Here is an 18486-nt window from a genome sequence, read left to right on the forward strand (position 1 = left end):
CTATTTTTGAGTGGTGTTGTCTTTAATATCTATTCCTACACGTTGCAGATAAGCTATGAGCGCTATGATCTCCCGGTCAGGCGGCGTGATCAGCTTATCTTTTATGAGATTGTCGGATATCTGTTTGGCCTGTTGGGCAAGATCCTTTTGGGCTTGTGATTCATATCCGGCTGGATAAGGAACGCCCAACTTACGCATGACACTGATCATAGCGGCTGTCTTGGCTTTATCGATATTATTGTCAAATAACCAGGGATAGGAGGGCATGATAGAGCCAGGTGACATAGACATCGGGTCCAGCATATGGTTGTAATGCCAGGAATCAGGATACTTCCCACCGATGCGTGCAAGATCAGGTCCTGTACGTTTGGACCCCCACTGGAACGGATGGTCGTATACAAACTCACCTGCTTTGGAGTATTCTCCATATCTGGCGACCTCATCCCGGAACGGACGTATCATTTGTGAATGGCAGGTATAACATCCTTCGCGTATATAGATATCACGACCATGTAATTCGAGAGGAGTATAAGGTTTTACACTGCTGATGGTAGGTATATTGCTCCGTATCAGGAAGGTGGGTATTAATTCTATGATACCCCCTATACCTACTACAATGAGACTGAATACAGCCATTTGAACAGGTCTCCGCTCTATCCAATTGTGCCAATGTGCTTTGCCATAGGTCGAGGGTATTTTAACCAACGGTGCTGCAGTGGCAGGCTCGTTAGCTACGAATACACCACGTTTGATGGTACGGACGAGATTTAGGATCATCAGGATCACACCACTTACATAAAATAGTCCACCGAGTGCTCGTAAGGCATACATGGGAACGATGGTCGTTACCGTCTCCAGGAACTGGAACTTCAGCTGTCCTTCCTCCGTGAATTGTTTCCACATCATGCTCTGGGTAAAGGCTGCCCAGTACAAAGGGATGGCGTAAAAGATGATACCCAGCGTGCCGATCCAGAAGTGTGCATTGGCCCATTTGCGGGAGTATAAAGTAGTGGAAAACAAACGTGGGATCATCCAATAGAGAATACCAAATGTCAGGAAGCCATTCCACCCCAGGGCACCGATGTGTACGTGTGCAATGGTCCAATCGGTATAGTGACTGATCGCATTGACATTTTTCAGGGACAGCATGGGGCCTTCAAATGTGGACATGCCATAACAGGTCAACGCCACTACGAAGAATTTCAATATCGCATCTTCCCGCACTTTATCCCATGCACCACGTAAGGTGAGTAGTCCATTCAGCATCCCGCCCCAGGAAGGGGCTATCAACATGATGGAGAACACTGTTCCAAGAGATTGTGCCCATTCCGGTAGTGCAGTGTACAGCAGATGATGAGGCCCTGCCCAGATATAGATAAAGATCAGTGCCCAGAAGTGTATGATAGACCAGCGATAAGAATATACAGGTCTGTTGGCCGCTTTGGGGATAAAATAATACATCAGTCCGAGATACGGTGTGGTCAGGAAAAAAGCTACGGCATTGTGTCCATACCACCATTGTACCAGTGCATCCTGCACACCAGCGTACCAGGAATAGCTTTTAAATAAAGATAATGGTAGTTCAAAAGAGTTAATGATGTGTAACATGGCTATTGCCACCCAGGTACCTATATAGAACCAGATCGCAACATACAGATGTGCGACCCGTCTGCGGAGGATTGTTCCCAACATATTGGCGCCAAAGACTACCCATATTAAGGTAATGGCGATATCGAAAGGCCACTCCAGTTCCGCATATTCTTTTCCGGTTGTGTAGCCAAGAAATAGTGTAATGGCGCCGCCTGCAATGATCGCCTGCCATCCCCAGAAATGTATCTTACTGAGAACATCGCTGAACATACGGGCTTTACAAAGCCGTTGCAGGGAATAATATACACCCATAAAGATGCCATTACCCACAAATGCAAAGATGACGGCGTTAGTATGTACTGGGCGTAGGCGTCCGAAGGTAACAGGCGCAAAGCCCAGATTGAGTTCTGGCAATACTAGTTCCAGTGCTGCCCAAAGGCCAGCCAGCATACCTATTAATCCCCAGAATACCGAGGCATAAGCAAACCATTTAACAGTACGATTATCGTAATAGAATTTTTCGAGAGACATATGCACTTATTGTTCTTTATCAGATTTGTCGTCAAATAAAATGCGGTGAGCCGGGGAGAAGTCATCTTTATATTGGCCGTCTTTTACAGACCAGATGAAAGCCAGCAGAAAAAATAAAGCCACTGCCAGGCTCGCACCCAGTAATAATATGATCACGTTCATAATGAAGTATTAGGTGATATATGCTTTTTGCAGTGATGTAAAATTACGTCTGGACTATCCCTGTGCAGATGATCGGAATCAATCTGTGGTATGATACTGGTCAATCTTTTGGGTGTTGCCGGTCTGCAGGCGTCTGCCAGCCCATTCGCTACAACAATAGGTGAGTAGGATGATGCTGATAGAGCTGGCAGGCATCAGGATAGCGGCCATGAGTGGAGAGAGTATGCCTTGTACAGCGAAGTACAGTCCTGTTAAATTGTATAGTATGGAGTAGATAAAACTGGCTACTATGATTTTTTTGTTCACCTGGCATAGGCGAATAAAAGCAGGTAGCATATACAACCGTGATGCTGCCAGGATGCCATCGCTGGCAGGCGTGAAATTATTGATGTCTTCTGCAATGGACAATCCGGTATTACTTTGTCGTAAGGCACCCGCGTCATTGAGGCCATCGCCGATCATCAGTACTTGTTTACCTTGTTGCTGCAATGTCTGTATGTAAGCTAGTTTGTCTGCCGGTTGTTGCAGGAAACGCAGTTCTGCGTCAGGACCCATCATCTGCCGTAATGCGGGCGCTTCGTGAGCATTATCACCTGATAATACAGACATGGGGAAACGGAGCCGTTTCAATAAAGCAACGATGCCGAAACGGTAGCGATTACTGATAGTGTAATAGCCAGCATATACACCATTTATATTCACATGTACAGTAGTGCCTTTTGTGGGTAGGTCAGCGGGACCTCCTGAATAGCCAGCGTTTCCCAGCCGGATATGGTGATTCCCGTTAACGCTGCCGCAGATACCATGTCCGGGAGTTTCTATGACGGCTTTTACCAGTAGTGAGCTATCTTTGCGTAATGCCCTGCTGGCAGGATGCTGTGATTGCCCGGCCAGCGCTCCGATCGAATGTATTTCGCTACGCTGTAGTTTTCGCCCGTACCAGCGTACAACTGCACCGTCTTTTTCCGTCAACGTACCTGTTTTGTCAAAGACGATATGATCAGTGGCTGCCAGCGTTTCTATAGTCTCTGCATTCCGTAAGAATAATTGATGACGACTTAGTATACGCAGGATATGTCCATTCGTAAAGGAGGCCGTCAACAGTAATGCACAGGGGCAGGCCACTATTAACACAGCTGTCACCGAAGGCCATATCCTAGCCGGGTCATTGATTGACCAGTATATAGCTGTTATAGCGGCAATAGACAGTACTATCCAGCCAAAACTCTTACCTAATACATGGATGAAAGATGCATGTTCAGGTTGCCGTTTCATCTCGTCTCTATTCCATAAATCTGTAAGGTAGCTTTGTGCTACCTCCCGTATTGTTAGTAACTCAATGTTACCTGACAACTGTCTGCCGCCGGCATAGATGATCTCGCCCGTTTGTTTTTCAACCGGCATAGATTCCCCGGTAACGAAACTATAATCGATCAATGCTTTACCTTTTGACAGAATACCATCAGCGGGGATTAACTCCTGGTGATGTACCAGGAGCGTATCCCCCGTTTTTACACTAGGAAGTGGGGTAGGGATAGACTGCCCCGATTTGATCACAGAAACGGATATAGGGAAATAGGACGTATAGTCTCTGTCAAAAGATAATCCTTGGTATGTTTTTTCTTGTAGTATCCTACCAGTCAGCATGAATAACACGATGCCTGTCATAGAATCAAAAAATCCCGCACCGGTACCGGATAATATATCGATGAAGCTCCTGATGAATGTAGTAATGATGGCGAGTACAATGGGGGTGTCAATGTTGATAAAGCCATTTTTTAAGCCTTTCCAGGCAGAACGGAAAAAAGGTTGTGCACTATAGAGAAATACAGGTAATGCCAATGCCAGGTTAAGGTATCGGAAGATATTGCTCATCTGGCTATCCATCCCTTTCTCTCCGGAAAAGTATTCAGGAAAACTCAGTAGCATAATATTGGCAAAACAGAATCCAGCCACGCCAACCTGATAGATCAATTGCCGGTTGGTCTTGACCGTTTTTACATCGAGATCCTGTAGGCTTATATATGGCTCATAACCTATGCTCGTCAATGTCTCAGCTATGCTTCGCAGGCTGCTTTTATCCTTTTGATATACAATACTGGCCTCCTTACGGGTAAAGTGTACTTCTACGCGTTCGACCCCGCTGTCTAGCTGATTTAGATGTTCCAGTAACCACAAGCAAGAACTGCAATGTATAGCTGGGAGGTAAAAAGTTACGTGATCACGTATATCATCCTGGTAACGGATCAGCCTTTGCTGTATGTGCTCATCATCCAGGAAAGCGAACTTGTCGCTACGAACAGAGACGCGTTGTGAGTGGCCTGGTTTTTCATTAAGAGAATAATAAGTGCAGAGGTCATGCTCCTGCAGGAGCTCATATACCATGCGGCAGCCGTTACAACAGAACGCTTCATGCGCCGTACAACGCTCGCCGCAATGTTTACAGGTCGATACACTGGAGGTCTGCACTTTCATGGCTCAAAAGTAGATCCCGTAAGATGGGTAAAACATGAGGATGGTCAGGGCTGGAGATGACTGTTGTCAGGATTTTCTTAATGCTCTATTTTCCTTTGCATATCGAACCTAGTTATACTATCTTCCTTGATATTGATAAACTTTGATTTTAGGGTGTCAGTTAGCTGATATTTATTAACAGCCCTATGGGATTCAGTACTTTCTGAAATAGGAAGAATTCCTGTAAATTCAACCCTACCGTTTTAGTGGTGCATATGTTAAGGCGAATTTGATTTTTGGGATTAAATACATCTTCATTTGATATATCAATTGGTGGATAGGATACTTCCTGTATAATTTCACCTTCCTAATCCTAGACGAACCATTTACCGTCAGCTACGCCATCTTGAAACTAACAATACTTGATATATTGCCATTGTCAAATTTGGAAATTGCCTTTCCGCGTAGGGCTTTTTTGATTGTGAATAATAATAACAATAACGATTTGCTTTTGACTTAATGTATTAGTCAATATGCTTTAAGGAGGACAACCGAAGCCTATGATAAATGCTAATAAGTTTATTTCACGTTTATAAAGATTGTATTTATTTCATTATGACTAAGGCTTTTTACGCTACCTAAGTACGTAATTCAAAAAACAATAGTACTCTAGATATTAACTTTTGTTTTGTAACCTAAATATTATCTTATCTATGTTTATTTTAATGATAAAAAGAAGGTGTCTGGTTGATTTCCCAGATAGCTAATTGTATCACGAACAACAAGCATTAAAGATGTATCATTAATCAATTTATAAGAATCGAGCATGTTGTACCGCATATAATTTTTTAGTACGGCCTTCTTATCTCCATTCAAAAATGACATTACTTGGATGCAATTTTGAGTTGTTGCATTTCCAGAAATATAATAAATGCCTACTCTATAATCCTTACCAGGAACTGATATGTTGACTAATTCTCGTCTTTCAACTTCAAACAACTTAGTAGAAGGAGAAAAGCAAGCCGCTAAAATCATATTTAAGGATATATACATTAATTTTTGTCTCATAATTGTCACTTATTATGCTTTTTAAAATATTCGAACCCTGCTTTTATCCAATTCTGATCACGTGGATCATCTCCATATGGAGGTAATAATTTCTGAACTTTTTGATAAGAAGCGGGGCCAAGTCCATCACTCGGTATTGTTTCCAAAATTTGTATTTTTATTTGCCACTCAGGTTGAGAGGTGCGATCATCAATTTGCGCCTCCCCTGCGCGCTCCAGCATTTGTGTTTCTGTTAACAAACCACCTAATGCAGCTTTTGCAACTGCTCCAAAATGATGATTACCTATGTCCTGTGACTCCATTTCTTTCCCTTCAAATGAAAATTTAGTCTTACCATCGTTAGCTAAACCAAATATTGAGCCCTTTTGATTTTTATAATCCCATTCACCTTTATTCCTTACCTTATTTTTAAAAGTAAAGGGGTTTACTATGCCTTTTGCTTCCTTAATATTTCTGCTTAAAAGATTACTATATATTTCACCCGCCTCTATCTTTCCTCCTATTTCTCCTATGTAATTATTCGTGCCTTCTTTAAAATGATGGATGTAAACACTGGTACCGACCTCATTATTAGATATAATATCACCTCTATTGTTAAGAATAATGGTATCTCCCAAGAAATCCATATTCCGAATAGGGTTATTTTCCATTGCATTATAAGGAGATAAGGCATTGTTAGGTTTGGGATCAATCTGTCGCCATCTACCTATTTGAGGATCAAGAGTTCTATGAAAGGCGTCATATTGATTTATTTCTAAGTCGGTTGTATGCTCTATCCCGTTGTATTTGTATCTATTCTCTAAGGGTCCAATAGCCTTATTACTTATCCCCGCCATCGTCAGCCCAAAAGGATAATAATGCGTCTCCTCCAGGATAGGTCCTGCTGCTCTACCAACCATTACATTATCAAAGAACACATCCTGCTGGCTTTCGTTCGAGGTATACACATATAGGTAACCACTCTTGCTCATGACCGTTTTGTCAACCGCTAACTGCTGCAACTGGTCCGGTTCGGCCTTCACCTGTTTCACCCCGCTGTTATCTTCTACTAAGTTAAACTGCTCATCGAACAATACAAAGTTCAGGTAGGCTTTAGGTTTGTCGGGCTGATTCGGGTCCTGGTCGCGTTCTTTCAGACGTTGGTAATCATTGCTGTAGAAGTTGCTGGTAAACGGACTGCTGCCTCCCTGCTGCGCATTGCCATGTATCGAGGATTCCTGCGTGCTGGTGCTGAAGGCAGCGGCCAGGTCGGCCACCATATCTTCTACCGGGGTGGCTACTTTGTTATTGGAAGGTCCTTGAGATTTATAGAACGCCTGCGCGCTGAGCTGGATAGTGTCGCCAGCCATTACTTTCAGTACCAGAGACGGGCCGATCTTTTTGCCACCGCTTTGGGCGTTCAGTTTGGCCGTGAATTCGTTTTGATCCTGTCCGGATGGATAACCCACCGGCTTAGGACTACGCGTCTCTTCGATGTTGCTGAATAGCGCATTCTCTTTCGCTGCGTTGGATGATTCCATCGTAGCGGCGTACATGGAGAAGTCCGTCTGTTCGGTCAGCACCATGCGGGTGTTGCCCAGGTGGTCTTTCAGGAAATAGTCGAATACCGGACCACCGGCAACCCAGCGTACCCGACCTTCTTCGTGGCCGAAGAACTGTAAGGTATCATTCTGGTAGACGAATCCACCGATATAGTCGGTAATGGTCGTTTTAGGCGAGCCACCGGTATTATCTACCACCGTCTTACGCAGTTTGACGCCTGCGGCATCATACAGGTAGGAGATAGTGCCTTTGCCGGCTACGGTGATCTGCGCCGGCAGGTTTAGGTGATTATAGACAATCCCATTAGCAGCGATGCCTTTGTTGCCATCCTGGGTCAGGTTGCCGTTGCTGTCGTAGGCATAGTCGTTCGTACCGGTGCCGTTGATCTCCTTAAAGTCTCCCAGTGTGGAAGTAGGATCATTCACCGCATCGGTCACACCTTTCAGCTTATTACTGTTCGCTAAATATTCATACGTCAGCTGGTCGATCGGGACACTGCTGGTGCCTTTCAGACCCTGCTGGGTCATGGCTTTGATATTACCGTTCGCATCGTAGGCGGAAGTAGGATTGACACCATCCCCCATCTGCATGCTGAAGTTTTTTGCGCCGGTCGCCCAGGTGCTGCCATTCCCTTCGGTGAAGTCCGCTTTCAGCAGGCGATTGGCTGCATCATAGCTATAGCCATAAGAGCGGCGTTGTCCATCTCCGGCACTCCGCCAGGTAGCACCGGCGATATTGCCATTGTACTGGCTGGCAGTATAACCGTAGTCATAGTACAACTCCGTACCGAAGAAATGTGTTTCGTTGGCGGTGATATAGTTTTTGTTGATCCCTTTCAGCCAGCCACGGATATTGTAGGCATAGTTCAGTGTCTCTAGCTTATTTCCCAGGGTTTTGGTTTGCAGCTGACCCATGGCGTCATACTCGTTGGTGGCAATCACCTTTAGCGGCTGATCATTGATCTGTTTACGCACCGTGAGTAATCTGCCGGCATCGTCATAGTCCAGCACCGTCAGTATGCGCGTACTGGTAGTAGGGACACTCTTCGCATTGTTATGATACTGGTAAGTACTGAGTATCTGACCGTTAAATCCATACAATGTGCTCACCACATCCTGGTTGCCATTCACATTATCGGCGATAGCCTGGATCACGCGGCCTTTGTCGTCATAGTGAGAAGTGGTGGTCAGCCATTGGGTGGTACCCAGTACGCGCACTTTAGTACCGGTTACCAGCCCGCGGATCATGCTGCTGGCAGCCGTAGCTACCTCGCGGGCAGGATCGCTGCTCTGTGGTTTGCTCAGGTCAGCAGTACGCAGTGCATGAGCACCGGTGTAATCATAGTTATCGTAAAAAGTATAGGTCAGCGGATCGACTTTGCTGGCATCCAGGGTAGGTAATGGATTGGTCACAGTCAGTATAGTCGTACCTACTTTACCGCCGGGAACAATCTCGCCCTCCGTATCGGTACTGTTGGTATCAAAACCATCCATAAAGTCTATATGCTGAGAAGCCTGGTATTTCAGGCGATTATCATGCTGGCTCACCGTCAGCATACCCGGCACCGGGAAATCGTAAGTAACAGTGGTCGTATTGGACACCGCGGCATTCATGCCGGTCTGCAAGGCATCCCGGGCATCCGTGCTGGTATAAAAAGCCGTCATGGTAGGGCGGTTCAGTCCGTCGTAAAACGTCACCAGCCACTTACCGGCAGTTGCCAGATTACCATCTCTACTGAAGATTAACCGGTCACGCACATCATACACCAGCTCAGTAGGCGCTGTCACGCCGGGTACCCGCTTTTCGATCATCCGGCGACGGCCATCGTATTTATACTGAAAACATAATTCATTCGCTACCCCGGCCGCAAACGCCCAGTTGCTAGCGATCAGCGATTCTACTGCCTTCGGCGGCAATACGAAACGCAGGTTATTGAGATCATCATACACGTAGTAAGTACAGAGCCAGCCCGCATGTCCATCTACGGCATTATCCAACAACTGCACTTTCTTCAGGATCACCCGGTCCTGCTTGTCTTTGAACTCCACGACACTTTTCCCATGTTCGTCCTTGACTACATTCTTGTACAGCTCTCCCGCAGGGTATGCACCCACCCGGGAAGGTACAGCGCCATTCAACGGCATATCCCAGATCGTTACTGCATCGGCAGCGGTATTCACCAGGTATTCCGTACCTGCCGGCCGGTTGCCGCCCGTACGCGCCCAGCTGTTACCCGGCGCATAACTTTTCATCACCCGGTTCAGCGGAGATGCCTCGAATTCCGTCTCGCCATAGTAAACGGATTCTCCCGGATAGTAGCCGCCCATAAAGGTGGATTGCTCGGTAAAGGGATTGGCCTTGAACTTGCCATCGCTGGCCGGCGATACATAAGGCAGGTACTTAAACTGCTCCCGGCCGAAAGCATCGTACACTACCGGCGCCACGATGTCCTTACCGCCTGTACCCATGGCTTTACTCACCGTCTGCAAAGGTCGTCCCAGCCCGTCGAAATACTGGGTGTTCTGTTTTACCTGCCGCACGTTTGTACTCCCGGCTACAGCAGCAGGGTCTGTCATGGGCACCGATGGCTCCCAGGTACGGATATAGTTAATACTGGTATTGGTATACGGGGCGGGTAAAGCCTGTGCACTTGCGGCAGGCTGTACACTGCCATTCGGTTGTTGTGCATGGATGGAAAACGCGCATAGCATGCAGCATACTAGGGTAAGGGGTAGTATAATAAGTTTCATAAATGGGGTTGTACGAAAATAGGTTAATTGTTACTACATGATATAAATATACGATTTCTTATAGGGTTTAAATACTCAATGTTTTTCTTTCTCAATCTTCTCATGAAATTCCAGGTATTTAGGCAACGCAGCAGAGCCATACCAGTCATACACCTCTGTGTCAAATACACCTGCTTTAATAGCTGGGTCGGACTGCAACGCCCGATCCAGTTCCTCACGTGTTTTAATAGCGATGATAAAGATGCCTCTGTATTGTTGAGGGTTCTTTCCTAGCGGTCCGGCAACAATAAGCTGCCCAGCTTTTGCCAGCCGGTTGATGTTATCCATATGTCCGCGAAAAAGAGTGTTCAGCTGCGTTTTGTCTGTCGTATTATTACTACCGGTTTTCAATATAACCAGGAAATACTTTTTCATCCCATAGGTATCTGCACCCAGGCTGTCTGCCAACGCTCTATCATAGTGGGGATTAGTGCTTTGCGCAGCGGCATATAAGGAGCAGAGGGATACGAAAAAAAGCAGGATATATTTCATGGTAATGTTGATTTAATATCCAGTTCGCATACCACTGGACGATGATCAGAGGCCACTGTTTCTTCTATTACTTTGGGAGCGATCACTGTCCATCGATGTGCGGGGTGTAACCAAATATAATCAAGTTTGACGGTAGGCGTATCTGCCGGATGAGTATGACCTAAGATCTGTGTAGCATCCGCAAAAACCGATCTTAATAGAGCCATTTCCTTGGATGCCGGTATTGCATTAAGATCTCCTGCCAGGATGGTATTATTTTTACTTTTCTGACAATATTGCAACAGGGCTTTTACCTGCTCTATGCGGTCATTACTGTTATTGCTTGCATCCAGGTGAGTGGCAATGAATTGGAGTAAACTGTCGCCGGGTAATTGCAGTGTGATCACACCTGCTACCCTCGGTTCATTACCTGCAGTACCAGGTAGTGGCAGGGTATAGCTGCTTTTGATCGGCAACCGGGAGAGGATACCATTACCATAACCGCCGCCATCGTAGTCCATGGCTTTAGCAAAATAGGTATACATACCGGTGATAGCTGCCAATTCTTTTAATTGGTCAGATTTATGCGTACGGTTAGTCACGCTGTCAACTTCCTGTAACGCCACCAGGTCGGGATTGGTAGCCAATATCACATTGGCAATACCCTGGATATCCACCTGTCCTTTCATGTTTTCACCGTGGTGAATGTTATATGTCAGCACTTTAAGATGCTGTGCGTGCACAGAGAAAACTGTTAAGAGGAGAGAGGAGATGGTAAGGAATTGTAGGCAGCGTTTCATAGTTCATTCTTTTAGCGTTATTCCGGATATATTGTTTCCAGCTGGTAGCTTCTCCGGGGAGATACTACCAGCCGGAAAACTACGAACTATTTTTCAAATGCTTCTTTCACTGGCCGGCCCACCCACGCACGTGGTGTACGCAGCCCGAATATCCAGGCTATGGTAGCAGCCGTATCGTAAGTTACAATACTTTCTTTGATCTCTTTTCCTTTCGATATACCCTTTCCACGGATGATCCAGGGTATCTGCATCTCCGCCATCGTCTTACCGCCATGTCCTTTATTGATGCCGCCGTGATCCGCACTGAGTATGATAATGCTGTTGTCCCACATGCCCGCATCTTTGATCCCTTGCAGTATTTTACCTAAGAGGATGTCATTTTTATGCACCTGCTCGTAATAGACAGGGATATCGTGGCCTTGTTCATGTCCTACTCCGTCGGGTTGGTCGAAATGTATAAAAAGCAGGTCAGGTTTTTTGTTTTGCAGGTAAGCAATCGCCTCGGCAGCAGTCGCGCTGTCACTGGTACAGTGAAGGTCTTTGTTCACCGCCGCTTTGGGAAACAGGTAACCGATGCCTTCCCAGCTGTAGATGACACCTATCTCTGCCGATGGCCGCTGTTCCCGCAGCAAAGTATAAATCGAAGGGAACAAGCCATAACGGTCCAGCTCCCGGGAAACAGCCTCCGGTTTTTTACTACCCCATTCCGTAAAACCGTGCAACTCAGGACCGGCTCCCATTACCATGGATGCCCAGTTCACCGCACTGGATGAAGGAAGCACACTACGGGCTTCCAGCGACCAGCTGCCATCCTTCATTAGCTGCTTCATATTAGGATTATCTGCCCGCTGGATAGCATAGGCGCCCAGCCCGTCCATACCGATCAAAATGACGTGTTTAACGCCTTTTACCTGTGCAGAGGAAAAGTAGTGCGCCGTAAGTAAAACAGCCACTAAAAGTAATTTTTTCATTGATTTCACTGTTTAGCCTAAGTAGAAAAAAGTAAATATAGGCTATACAATATTCTCAGTCAAGGCTTGCTGTGCCAGTTCACGAATTAATAATACTTCCTGTGCCTGCGTCACCGCAATGCCATACTCCGGTACACCCGGAACACCACCCATGCTGACAGCAGGATTTCTAAACGTCATGTGGCTTTCTTCAAATGCTTTGGCGGTTGTATGGAATTCCAAGGCTCCAGTAGTTTTTACGAGTTCCGCAATATTATGAGTGCGTACACCTGAGCCGGCCATGATCGCAATACGGTTATCGGCTTTCTGTACCAGCACTCTTAACAAGGCAGCCCCTTCTACGGCAGTGTTACGCTGTCCCGAGGTAAGGATCCGTTCACAGCCGATCTCAATAATATCTTCCAGTGCCCGGAAAGGATCATCCGTCATATCAAAGGCCCGGTGAAAAGTAACACCCATCGGCCAGGCCAACTCAACAAGTGTTTTACAACGTTCTTTATCCACACGTCCTGTAGCGGTCAGCATACCTATTACGACGCCATTGCACCCCAATTGTTTGCAAAGCAATACGTCCTTTTTCATCACCTCAAACTCTTCCTCGCTATACAGGAAATCACCGCCTCTCGGACGAATAATAGGGTAGAGGTCTATCTTGACTTTTTCACGGGCTAAAGCAATAGTTCCATAGGAAGGGGTAGTACCTCCTTCCAGCAGGTTGTCGCACAGCTCGATACGCTGCGCACCACCGGCTTCTGCTGCAATACACGAAGCTACAGAAGCAGCACAGATCTCTAAAGTGATTTTTTTTTCAGTGGGTGTGTTGGTGTAATGATTGTCTAACTGTTCCATATATTATTGGGAATAAAAGAGGCACAGAAAATATTCCTGTGCCTGTCTGTATAAGATCTTTTCAAAAGTATTCGCTTCGTAAAATTACATAGATTAAAAGTAATGTTTACCGTTGATCAATATATTACTGGAATCGCTGGTGCAGGCTGCATAACTAAATCCTTCCTGAAGACAGTAAGCCCCGTGTTCCCCTTTTTTATTCAGCGCCAGGAAGCCAATCTGTATTTCCTTTGCTTTCTTGGGATTCTTTTTGACAATACGGGTCACTGCTTCTTTACAGGCAGCTTCCGGAGAATATCCCTGCCGCATTAATTCTACAACCAGGAAACTACCTACTACACGTATCACCTCTTCACCTACACCTGTTGAAGTAGCCCCACCTACTTCGTTATCCACATACAGTCCCGCACCGATGATGGGAGAATCCCCCACGCGGCCGTGCAATTTGAAAGCCATACCGCTTGTGGTACAGGCGCCACTCATATTACCATTGGCATCCAATGCCAGCATCCCGATAGTGTCATGATTATACACATTGCCGGGCAGCCGCAGCGGATTGAACGCTGTAGTTCCCTTATCGTAAGAACTGTTCTCAATGTTGATAACAGGCTTATACTCCGACTTTTTCAGCCATTCTTTCCAGGCCTTTTCCGATTCAGGTGTTAGTAAATTCTCTTTCTTAAAACCGTTGGCAAGCGCAAACTGTAAAGCACCGTCACCCACCAGCATCACATGCGGTGTTTTTTCCATTACCGCTCTGGCTACAGAAATGGCGTGTACTACATGTTCCAAAGCTGCTACTGAGCCACAGTTGCCGGATTCATCCATGATACAGGCATCCAGCGTCACGCGCCCATCCCTGTCTGGAAAACCGCCATACCCCACCGTATGGTTCTTAGGGTCCGCTTCCGGCACCTTCACACCGGCTTCTACCGCATCCAATGCACGGCCTCCTTGTTTCAATACCTGCCAGGCAGCTTCATTGGCCGCCCTGCCGAAATCCCAGGTGGAGATCACAATAGGTTTACCTTTCACGGCGGTCTGATCTGCTGCCACTGCCGATGCGGTCTTCATACCGTCTAAAGAGAAAGCAGCGGCACCCAGGGCCGCTGCTTTAAGAAAATGTCTACGATCTTGCATAATGCTTGCGCTATTGTTGACCGGGTATTATCATGTACCCAGTAATGATCAATCTTTCATCTCCCAGGCCAGGGCACTGGCACCCAATATGGCCGCATCACTTTCTTTCAGCTCGGAGAACAGCAATTTAACTTTATTCTGGAAAATAGGTAATAAATTTTGCTCCATATGCTGACGTACCGGCTTCATGATCAGATCACCAGCTTTGGTCAGACCACCAAAAAGAATAATCGCTTCCGGACTGGAGAACATCACGAAGTTAGCCAACGCCTCTCCCAGTACCTTCCCGGTGAATTCATAGATCTCCAGCGCCAAAGGATCACCTTTCATCGCCGCTTCATAGATCACCTTGGAGTTGATCTCTTCCAGCTTAACAGCACGCAACAGGCTGCCATCATCCGGACGGCTGCTTAGTAACTCGATCGCTGTATTGGTTACACCGGTAGCAGATGCGTAAGACTCCAGAGAACCACGCATACCCGTTCCCGGATGCAGCCTGCCACCAGGGATCACAATACAATGCCCCAGCTCGCCAGCAAAGCCATCATGACCATAGATCACCTGACCGTTAGCCACAATACCACTGCCAACACCGGTACCCAGTGTAATCGTGATAAAATCCTTCATGCCGCGTGCCGCACCATAGGTCAATTCACCGATCGCTGCCGCATTGGCATCATTGGTCAATACAGTAGGAAGACCGAATAATTCCTCCAGCATATTGGCCAAAGGCACTACGCCTTTCCAACGCAGATTTGGCGCATACTCAATATTACCAGTGTAGAAATTACCGTTAGGTGCTCCCACACCAATGCCCCGGATCTGTGCAGCTCCGCCGGCACGGTCTATCAAAGGAGATAATCTCTCATGCAGCTCCGCTAAATAAGAAGTCACTTCTTCATGCTTCTTGGTCGACATAGCTCCATCGCTGATAATATTTCCTCTGCGGTCTACAATACCAAACACGGTGTTAGTGCCGCCTATATCAATGCCCACCGCTAATTGCTGACTCATAATCAATTCCTTGGGATTTTAATATGTTTTTAACTCTGATGGCAAAAAATGTGAGATACGCAAAACAGAATACCGGTACCCAGTAAGACTGATGTATACCAATAGCCGGTACATCCGCTAATAAACCTTGTAATAATGGCACCAATGCCCCTCCTAAAATCATCATCACCAGGAAAGCTGAACCCTGACTGGTATACTTACCCAGACCCGCTGTAGACAGTGTGAAGATACATGGCCACATCACAGAGCAAAATAAACCTCCGCTGATAAAGGCAAACAACGCTACCTTACCGGTCGTGAACAATCCGATCAGCATCGCAAGTATACCAAAGCTGGCAAATACAAACAACTGACGCGCCGGTTGATCCTTACTCAGGAAGAAGGCGATCACCACCGCAATGATACATACCGCATATACCAGCAGGTCAGTCACATCACTGCCACGCAGGTAGTTGATCAGCAGGTAGACGCCAAAAGCAATATATGGTACTATTAACGTGAGTAATTTCTTAAGGCTTTGTGAAGGATTTAATGCACTGGTACCTGCTGTCCAACGACCCATCATCATACTAGCCCAGAACAAGGATACATAGTGCGAAATGTGCGAAGAATCCAGATTCTCCGTACGTTTCAGGTACTCCCCAATGTTAGAGGCCACACTCACTTCCACACCCACATACACGAAGATAGCCAGCATCCCCAGCTGCAACTGCGGAAACTTCAAAGCACCAAAGCCCTTCTCCATCTTTTCATCATTGGTGATGGCAGGCAACTTGGAAAATTTAAAGAATATCGCCACCAGTATAAAAAGCGCACCTACGATCAGGTACGGCACCTTTACAGAATCAATGGTCGCATTAGCAGCAGCATCCGGTGTGATCGCCCCAAAAATGGCAAAACTAACGACCACCGGTCCCAACGTAGTCCCGAAGTTATTAATACCTCCTGCAAAGTTCAGACGCTTCGCACCATCCGCCGGATCTCCCAACGCAATAGCAAAGGGGTTAGCCGCGATCTGCTGTAAAGAGAATCCTAAACCTACCACAAAAAGTCCCGCAAGCAACAAACCATAAGAGGCCATCTGCGCCGCCGGATAAAAGATCAATGTTCCCACACCGGAAACGATCAACCCATAAATAATTCCATTCTTATACCCGATTTTATTGAGCGGATCAGTCTTAAGTGCATTACCGACAATGAAATAGATAATGGAACCCACAAAATAAGCTACGTAAAATGCAAAACCCACTAACTGGGACTGCCATTGCTGTAAGTGGAATTTTTCTTTAAATAGTGGAATGAGAATGTCATTCGAGGCAGCTACAAACCCCCAGAAAAAGAAGACTGTGATCAACACAAAAAACTGGGGATTAGTGCCTTGCTTAGTTTGCTGAGACATAAACGTGTTAAGTTACTGTGATTTTTGCCGGATAAATGTATAAATTATTTTTAAGCATTTTCTAAAAACCAGGATAATTTGTTTGATTTATTTTAGTTGCAAAAACGTTTTAGCTAAGATATTTATGAAATGTAAAATTTGTTTGTTAAGTTCGTACATTTCAAAACAAACCCAGCAGCAACCTTATGTCTAACAACACCACCCTTACCGGCCAGAAGTCGGCGAGCTACACACAGTCTATCTCCATCATCGGAATGCTGTTCTTCGTATTCGGATTCGTTACCTGGCTCAACGGTACCCTCATTCCTTTTCTCCAGATAGCTTGCGAATTGAACGTGTCTCAAGCCCTCCTCGTTACCTTCGCTTTCTACATGGCGTACTTTTTCCTTTCCATCCCTTCCTCTTTCATCCTGAATAAAACAGGCTTTAAAAATGGAATGGCCCTGGGATTAGTAGTAATGGCCGCAGGATCGGTGATATTTATTCCCGCCGCCAATGCACGCAACTTCACCTTGTTCCTTACAGGCCTTTTTGTACAGGGAGCAGGTCTCTCTCTGCTGCAAACAGCTTCCAATCCCTACATCAGCATCATCGGCCCCATCGAAAGTGCTGCCAAACGTATCAGCATCATGGGTATCTGCAATAAAGTCGCAGGCGCCATCAGCCCATTGGTACTCAGCACCATCGTACTGAAAAATGCAGAAGCCCTCGAAGCACAGATCGCCACTACCACCGATGCCGCTCAGAAAGCCCTGTTACTGGATAGCCTTGCTTCCAGAGTAATAGGACCCTATGTAGTCATCGCCGTAGTACTCGTACTCTTGGCATTCATGATCAAACGCTCCTCCCTTCCTGAGATCGACACCAATGGCGAAGATACCCCTTCCGCTGCAGGCGTTGCCTCCAGGACCAGCATATTCCAATATCCTTACCTCCTCCTGGGAATGCTCTGCATCTTCCTCTATGTAGGCGTAGAAGTGATGGCAGGTGATGTGATCGGTACTTATGGTAAATCCATGGGTATGAGCCTCGACCAGACCAAATATTTTACCACCTTCACCTTGCTGGCTATGCTGGCAGGATACGTTATAGGCATCGCCACCATTCCTAAGTATATCTCTCAGGATAAAAGTCTCCGCATATCCGCGATGCTGGGCATCATCTTTACCACCGGCGCCTTCCTCACAGATGGATATACGTCCGTGAGTTTTATCGCCCTCCTGGGATTAGCTAATGCACTGATGTGGCCTGCTATCTTCCCGCTCGCGATCGATAAGCTGGGTAAGTTTACCAAGATAGGCTCCGCCTTACTCGTAATGGGTATCGCCGGTGGCGCGATCCTCCCGCAGATATACAGTGGATTATTTAATCAGGATGGATTATTCAGCTTCCTCTATAGCGACACCATGGACTTCCGTAAAGCATTCATCTATTGCATGCTGCCTTGCTACCTCTACATATTGTACTACGCATTCGCGGGTCATAAAGTAGGCAAAGCCAAATAAATAACAACCAAGGTATCAACAGATACAAAAGGGAAGTAGTTACTACTTCCCTTTTTTTGTTACCACAGCGCGATGCTATTATCTTTTACTAAACACCAGGGTTAGGCAATGCAAAACATCGGTTGTAAAATGGAAAACATATACAACGATGTCCGGTGATCGCCTGGCAGGGATGCTCCGCGTTGCATAGTCCCACCGAAC

At 46.3% G+C, this 18486-nt stretch carries 13 protein-coding genes; 1 reads left to right on the top strand and 12 read right to left on the bottom strand.

What is annotated here, in order from left to right; genetic code table 11:
* From ccoN to KTO58_RS02120, 12 genes are all read right to left on the bottom strand, one after another.
* Positions 1-2121 carry a cytochrome-c oxidase, cbb3-type subunit I gene (ccoN, locus tag KTO58_RS02065; protein ID WP_095841746.1) on the bottom strand — a complete coding sequence of 707 codons (2121 nt, stop codon included), beginning with the start codon at positions 2119-2121 and terminating at the stop codon, positions 1-3.
* Positions 2122-2127: 6 nt separating this feature from the next.
* Positions 2128-2283, bottom strand: coding sequence for a cbb3-type cytochrome oxidase assembly protein CcoS (gene ccoS / locus KTO58_RS02070; protein ID WP_095840975.1), 156 nt, complete (start codon positions 2281-2283; stop codon positions 2128-2130).
* Between the two features lie 78 nt (positions 2284-2361).
* Positions 2362-4758, bottom strand: a complete 2397-nt coding sequence (locus KTO58_RS02075; protein ID WP_095840974.1) for a heavy metal translocating P-type ATPase — start codon at positions 4756-4758, stop codon at positions 2362-2364.
* 696 nt (positions 4759-5454) lie between these two features.
* Positions 5455-5805, bottom strand: a complete 351-nt coding sequence (locus tag KTO58_RS02080; protein ID WP_095840973.1) for a hypothetical protein — start codon at positions 5803-5805, stop codon at positions 5455-5457.
* Between the two features lie 5 nt (positions 5806-5810).
* Entirely contained in the window at positions 5811-10097 is a 4287-nt protein-coding gene (locus tag KTO58_RS02085; RefSeq protein ID WP_095840972.1) for a DUF6443 domain-containing protein, read from the bottom strand.
* A 75-nt stretch (positions 10098-10172) separates the two neighbouring features.
* Positions 10173-10628, bottom strand: a complete 456-nt coding sequence (locus KTO58_RS02090; RefSeq protein ID WP_095840971.1) for a YciI family protein — start codon at positions 10626-10628, stop codon at positions 10173-10175.
* Positions 10625-11407, bottom strand: a complete 783-nt coding sequence (locus KTO58_RS02095; RefSeq protein ID WP_095840970.1) for an endonuclease/exonuclease/phosphatase family protein — start codon at positions 11405-11407, stop codon at positions 10625-10627. Before KTO58_RS02095 ends, KTO58_RS02090 begins: the two co-directional genes overlap by 4 nt.
* An 86-nt stretch (positions 11408-11493) precedes the next feature.
* Positions 11494-12378 carry an alkaline phosphatase family protein gene (locus KTO58_RS02100; protein ID WP_157753246.1) on the bottom strand — a complete coding sequence of 295 codons (885 nt, stop codon included), beginning with the start codon at positions 12376-12378 and terminating at the stop codon, positions 11494-11496.
* A gap of 42 nt (positions 12379-12420) precedes the next feature.
* Entirely contained in the window at positions 12421-13227 is an 807-nt protein-coding gene (locus KTO58_RS02105) for a copper homeostasis protein CutC (RefSeq protein ID WP_095840969.1), read from the bottom strand.
* Positions 13228-13320: 93 nt separating this feature from the next.
* Positions 13321-14367: a glycosylasparaginase gene (locus KTO58_RS02110; protein WP_095840968.1), complete on the bottom strand. Its 1047-nt coding sequence runs from the start codon at positions 14365-14367 to the stop codon at positions 13321-13323.
* 48 nt (positions 14368-14415) lie between these two features.
* Positions 14416-15381, bottom strand: coding sequence for an ROK family protein (locus tag KTO58_RS02115; protein WP_095840967.1), 966 nt, complete (start codon positions 15379-15381; stop codon positions 14416-14418).
* A complete protein-coding gene (locus tag KTO58_RS02120) occupies positions 15353-16780 on the bottom strand; it encodes an MFS transporter (RefSeq protein WP_095840966.1) in 1428 nt (475 codons plus the stop codon). The genes KTO58_RS02115 and KTO58_RS02120 overlap by 29 nt, the downstream gene beginning before the upstream one ends.
* Before the next feature lie 185 nt (positions 16781-16965).
* Between KTO58_RS02120 and KTO58_RS02125 the strand changes: the two genes are divergently transcribed.
* Positions 16966-18285 (top strand): sugar MFS transporter, encoded by a 1320-nt coding sequence (locus KTO58_RS02125; protein WP_095840965.1) that lies wholly within the window; start codon positions 16966-16968, stop codon positions 18283-18285.
* Positions 18286-18486: the final 201 nt, after the last annotated feature.

This window comes from Chitinophaga pendula, assembly GCF_020386615.1.
Classification (GTDB): domain Bacteria; phylum Bacteroidota; class Bacteroidia; order Chitinophagales; family Chitinophagaceae; genus Chitinophaga; species Chitinophaga pendula.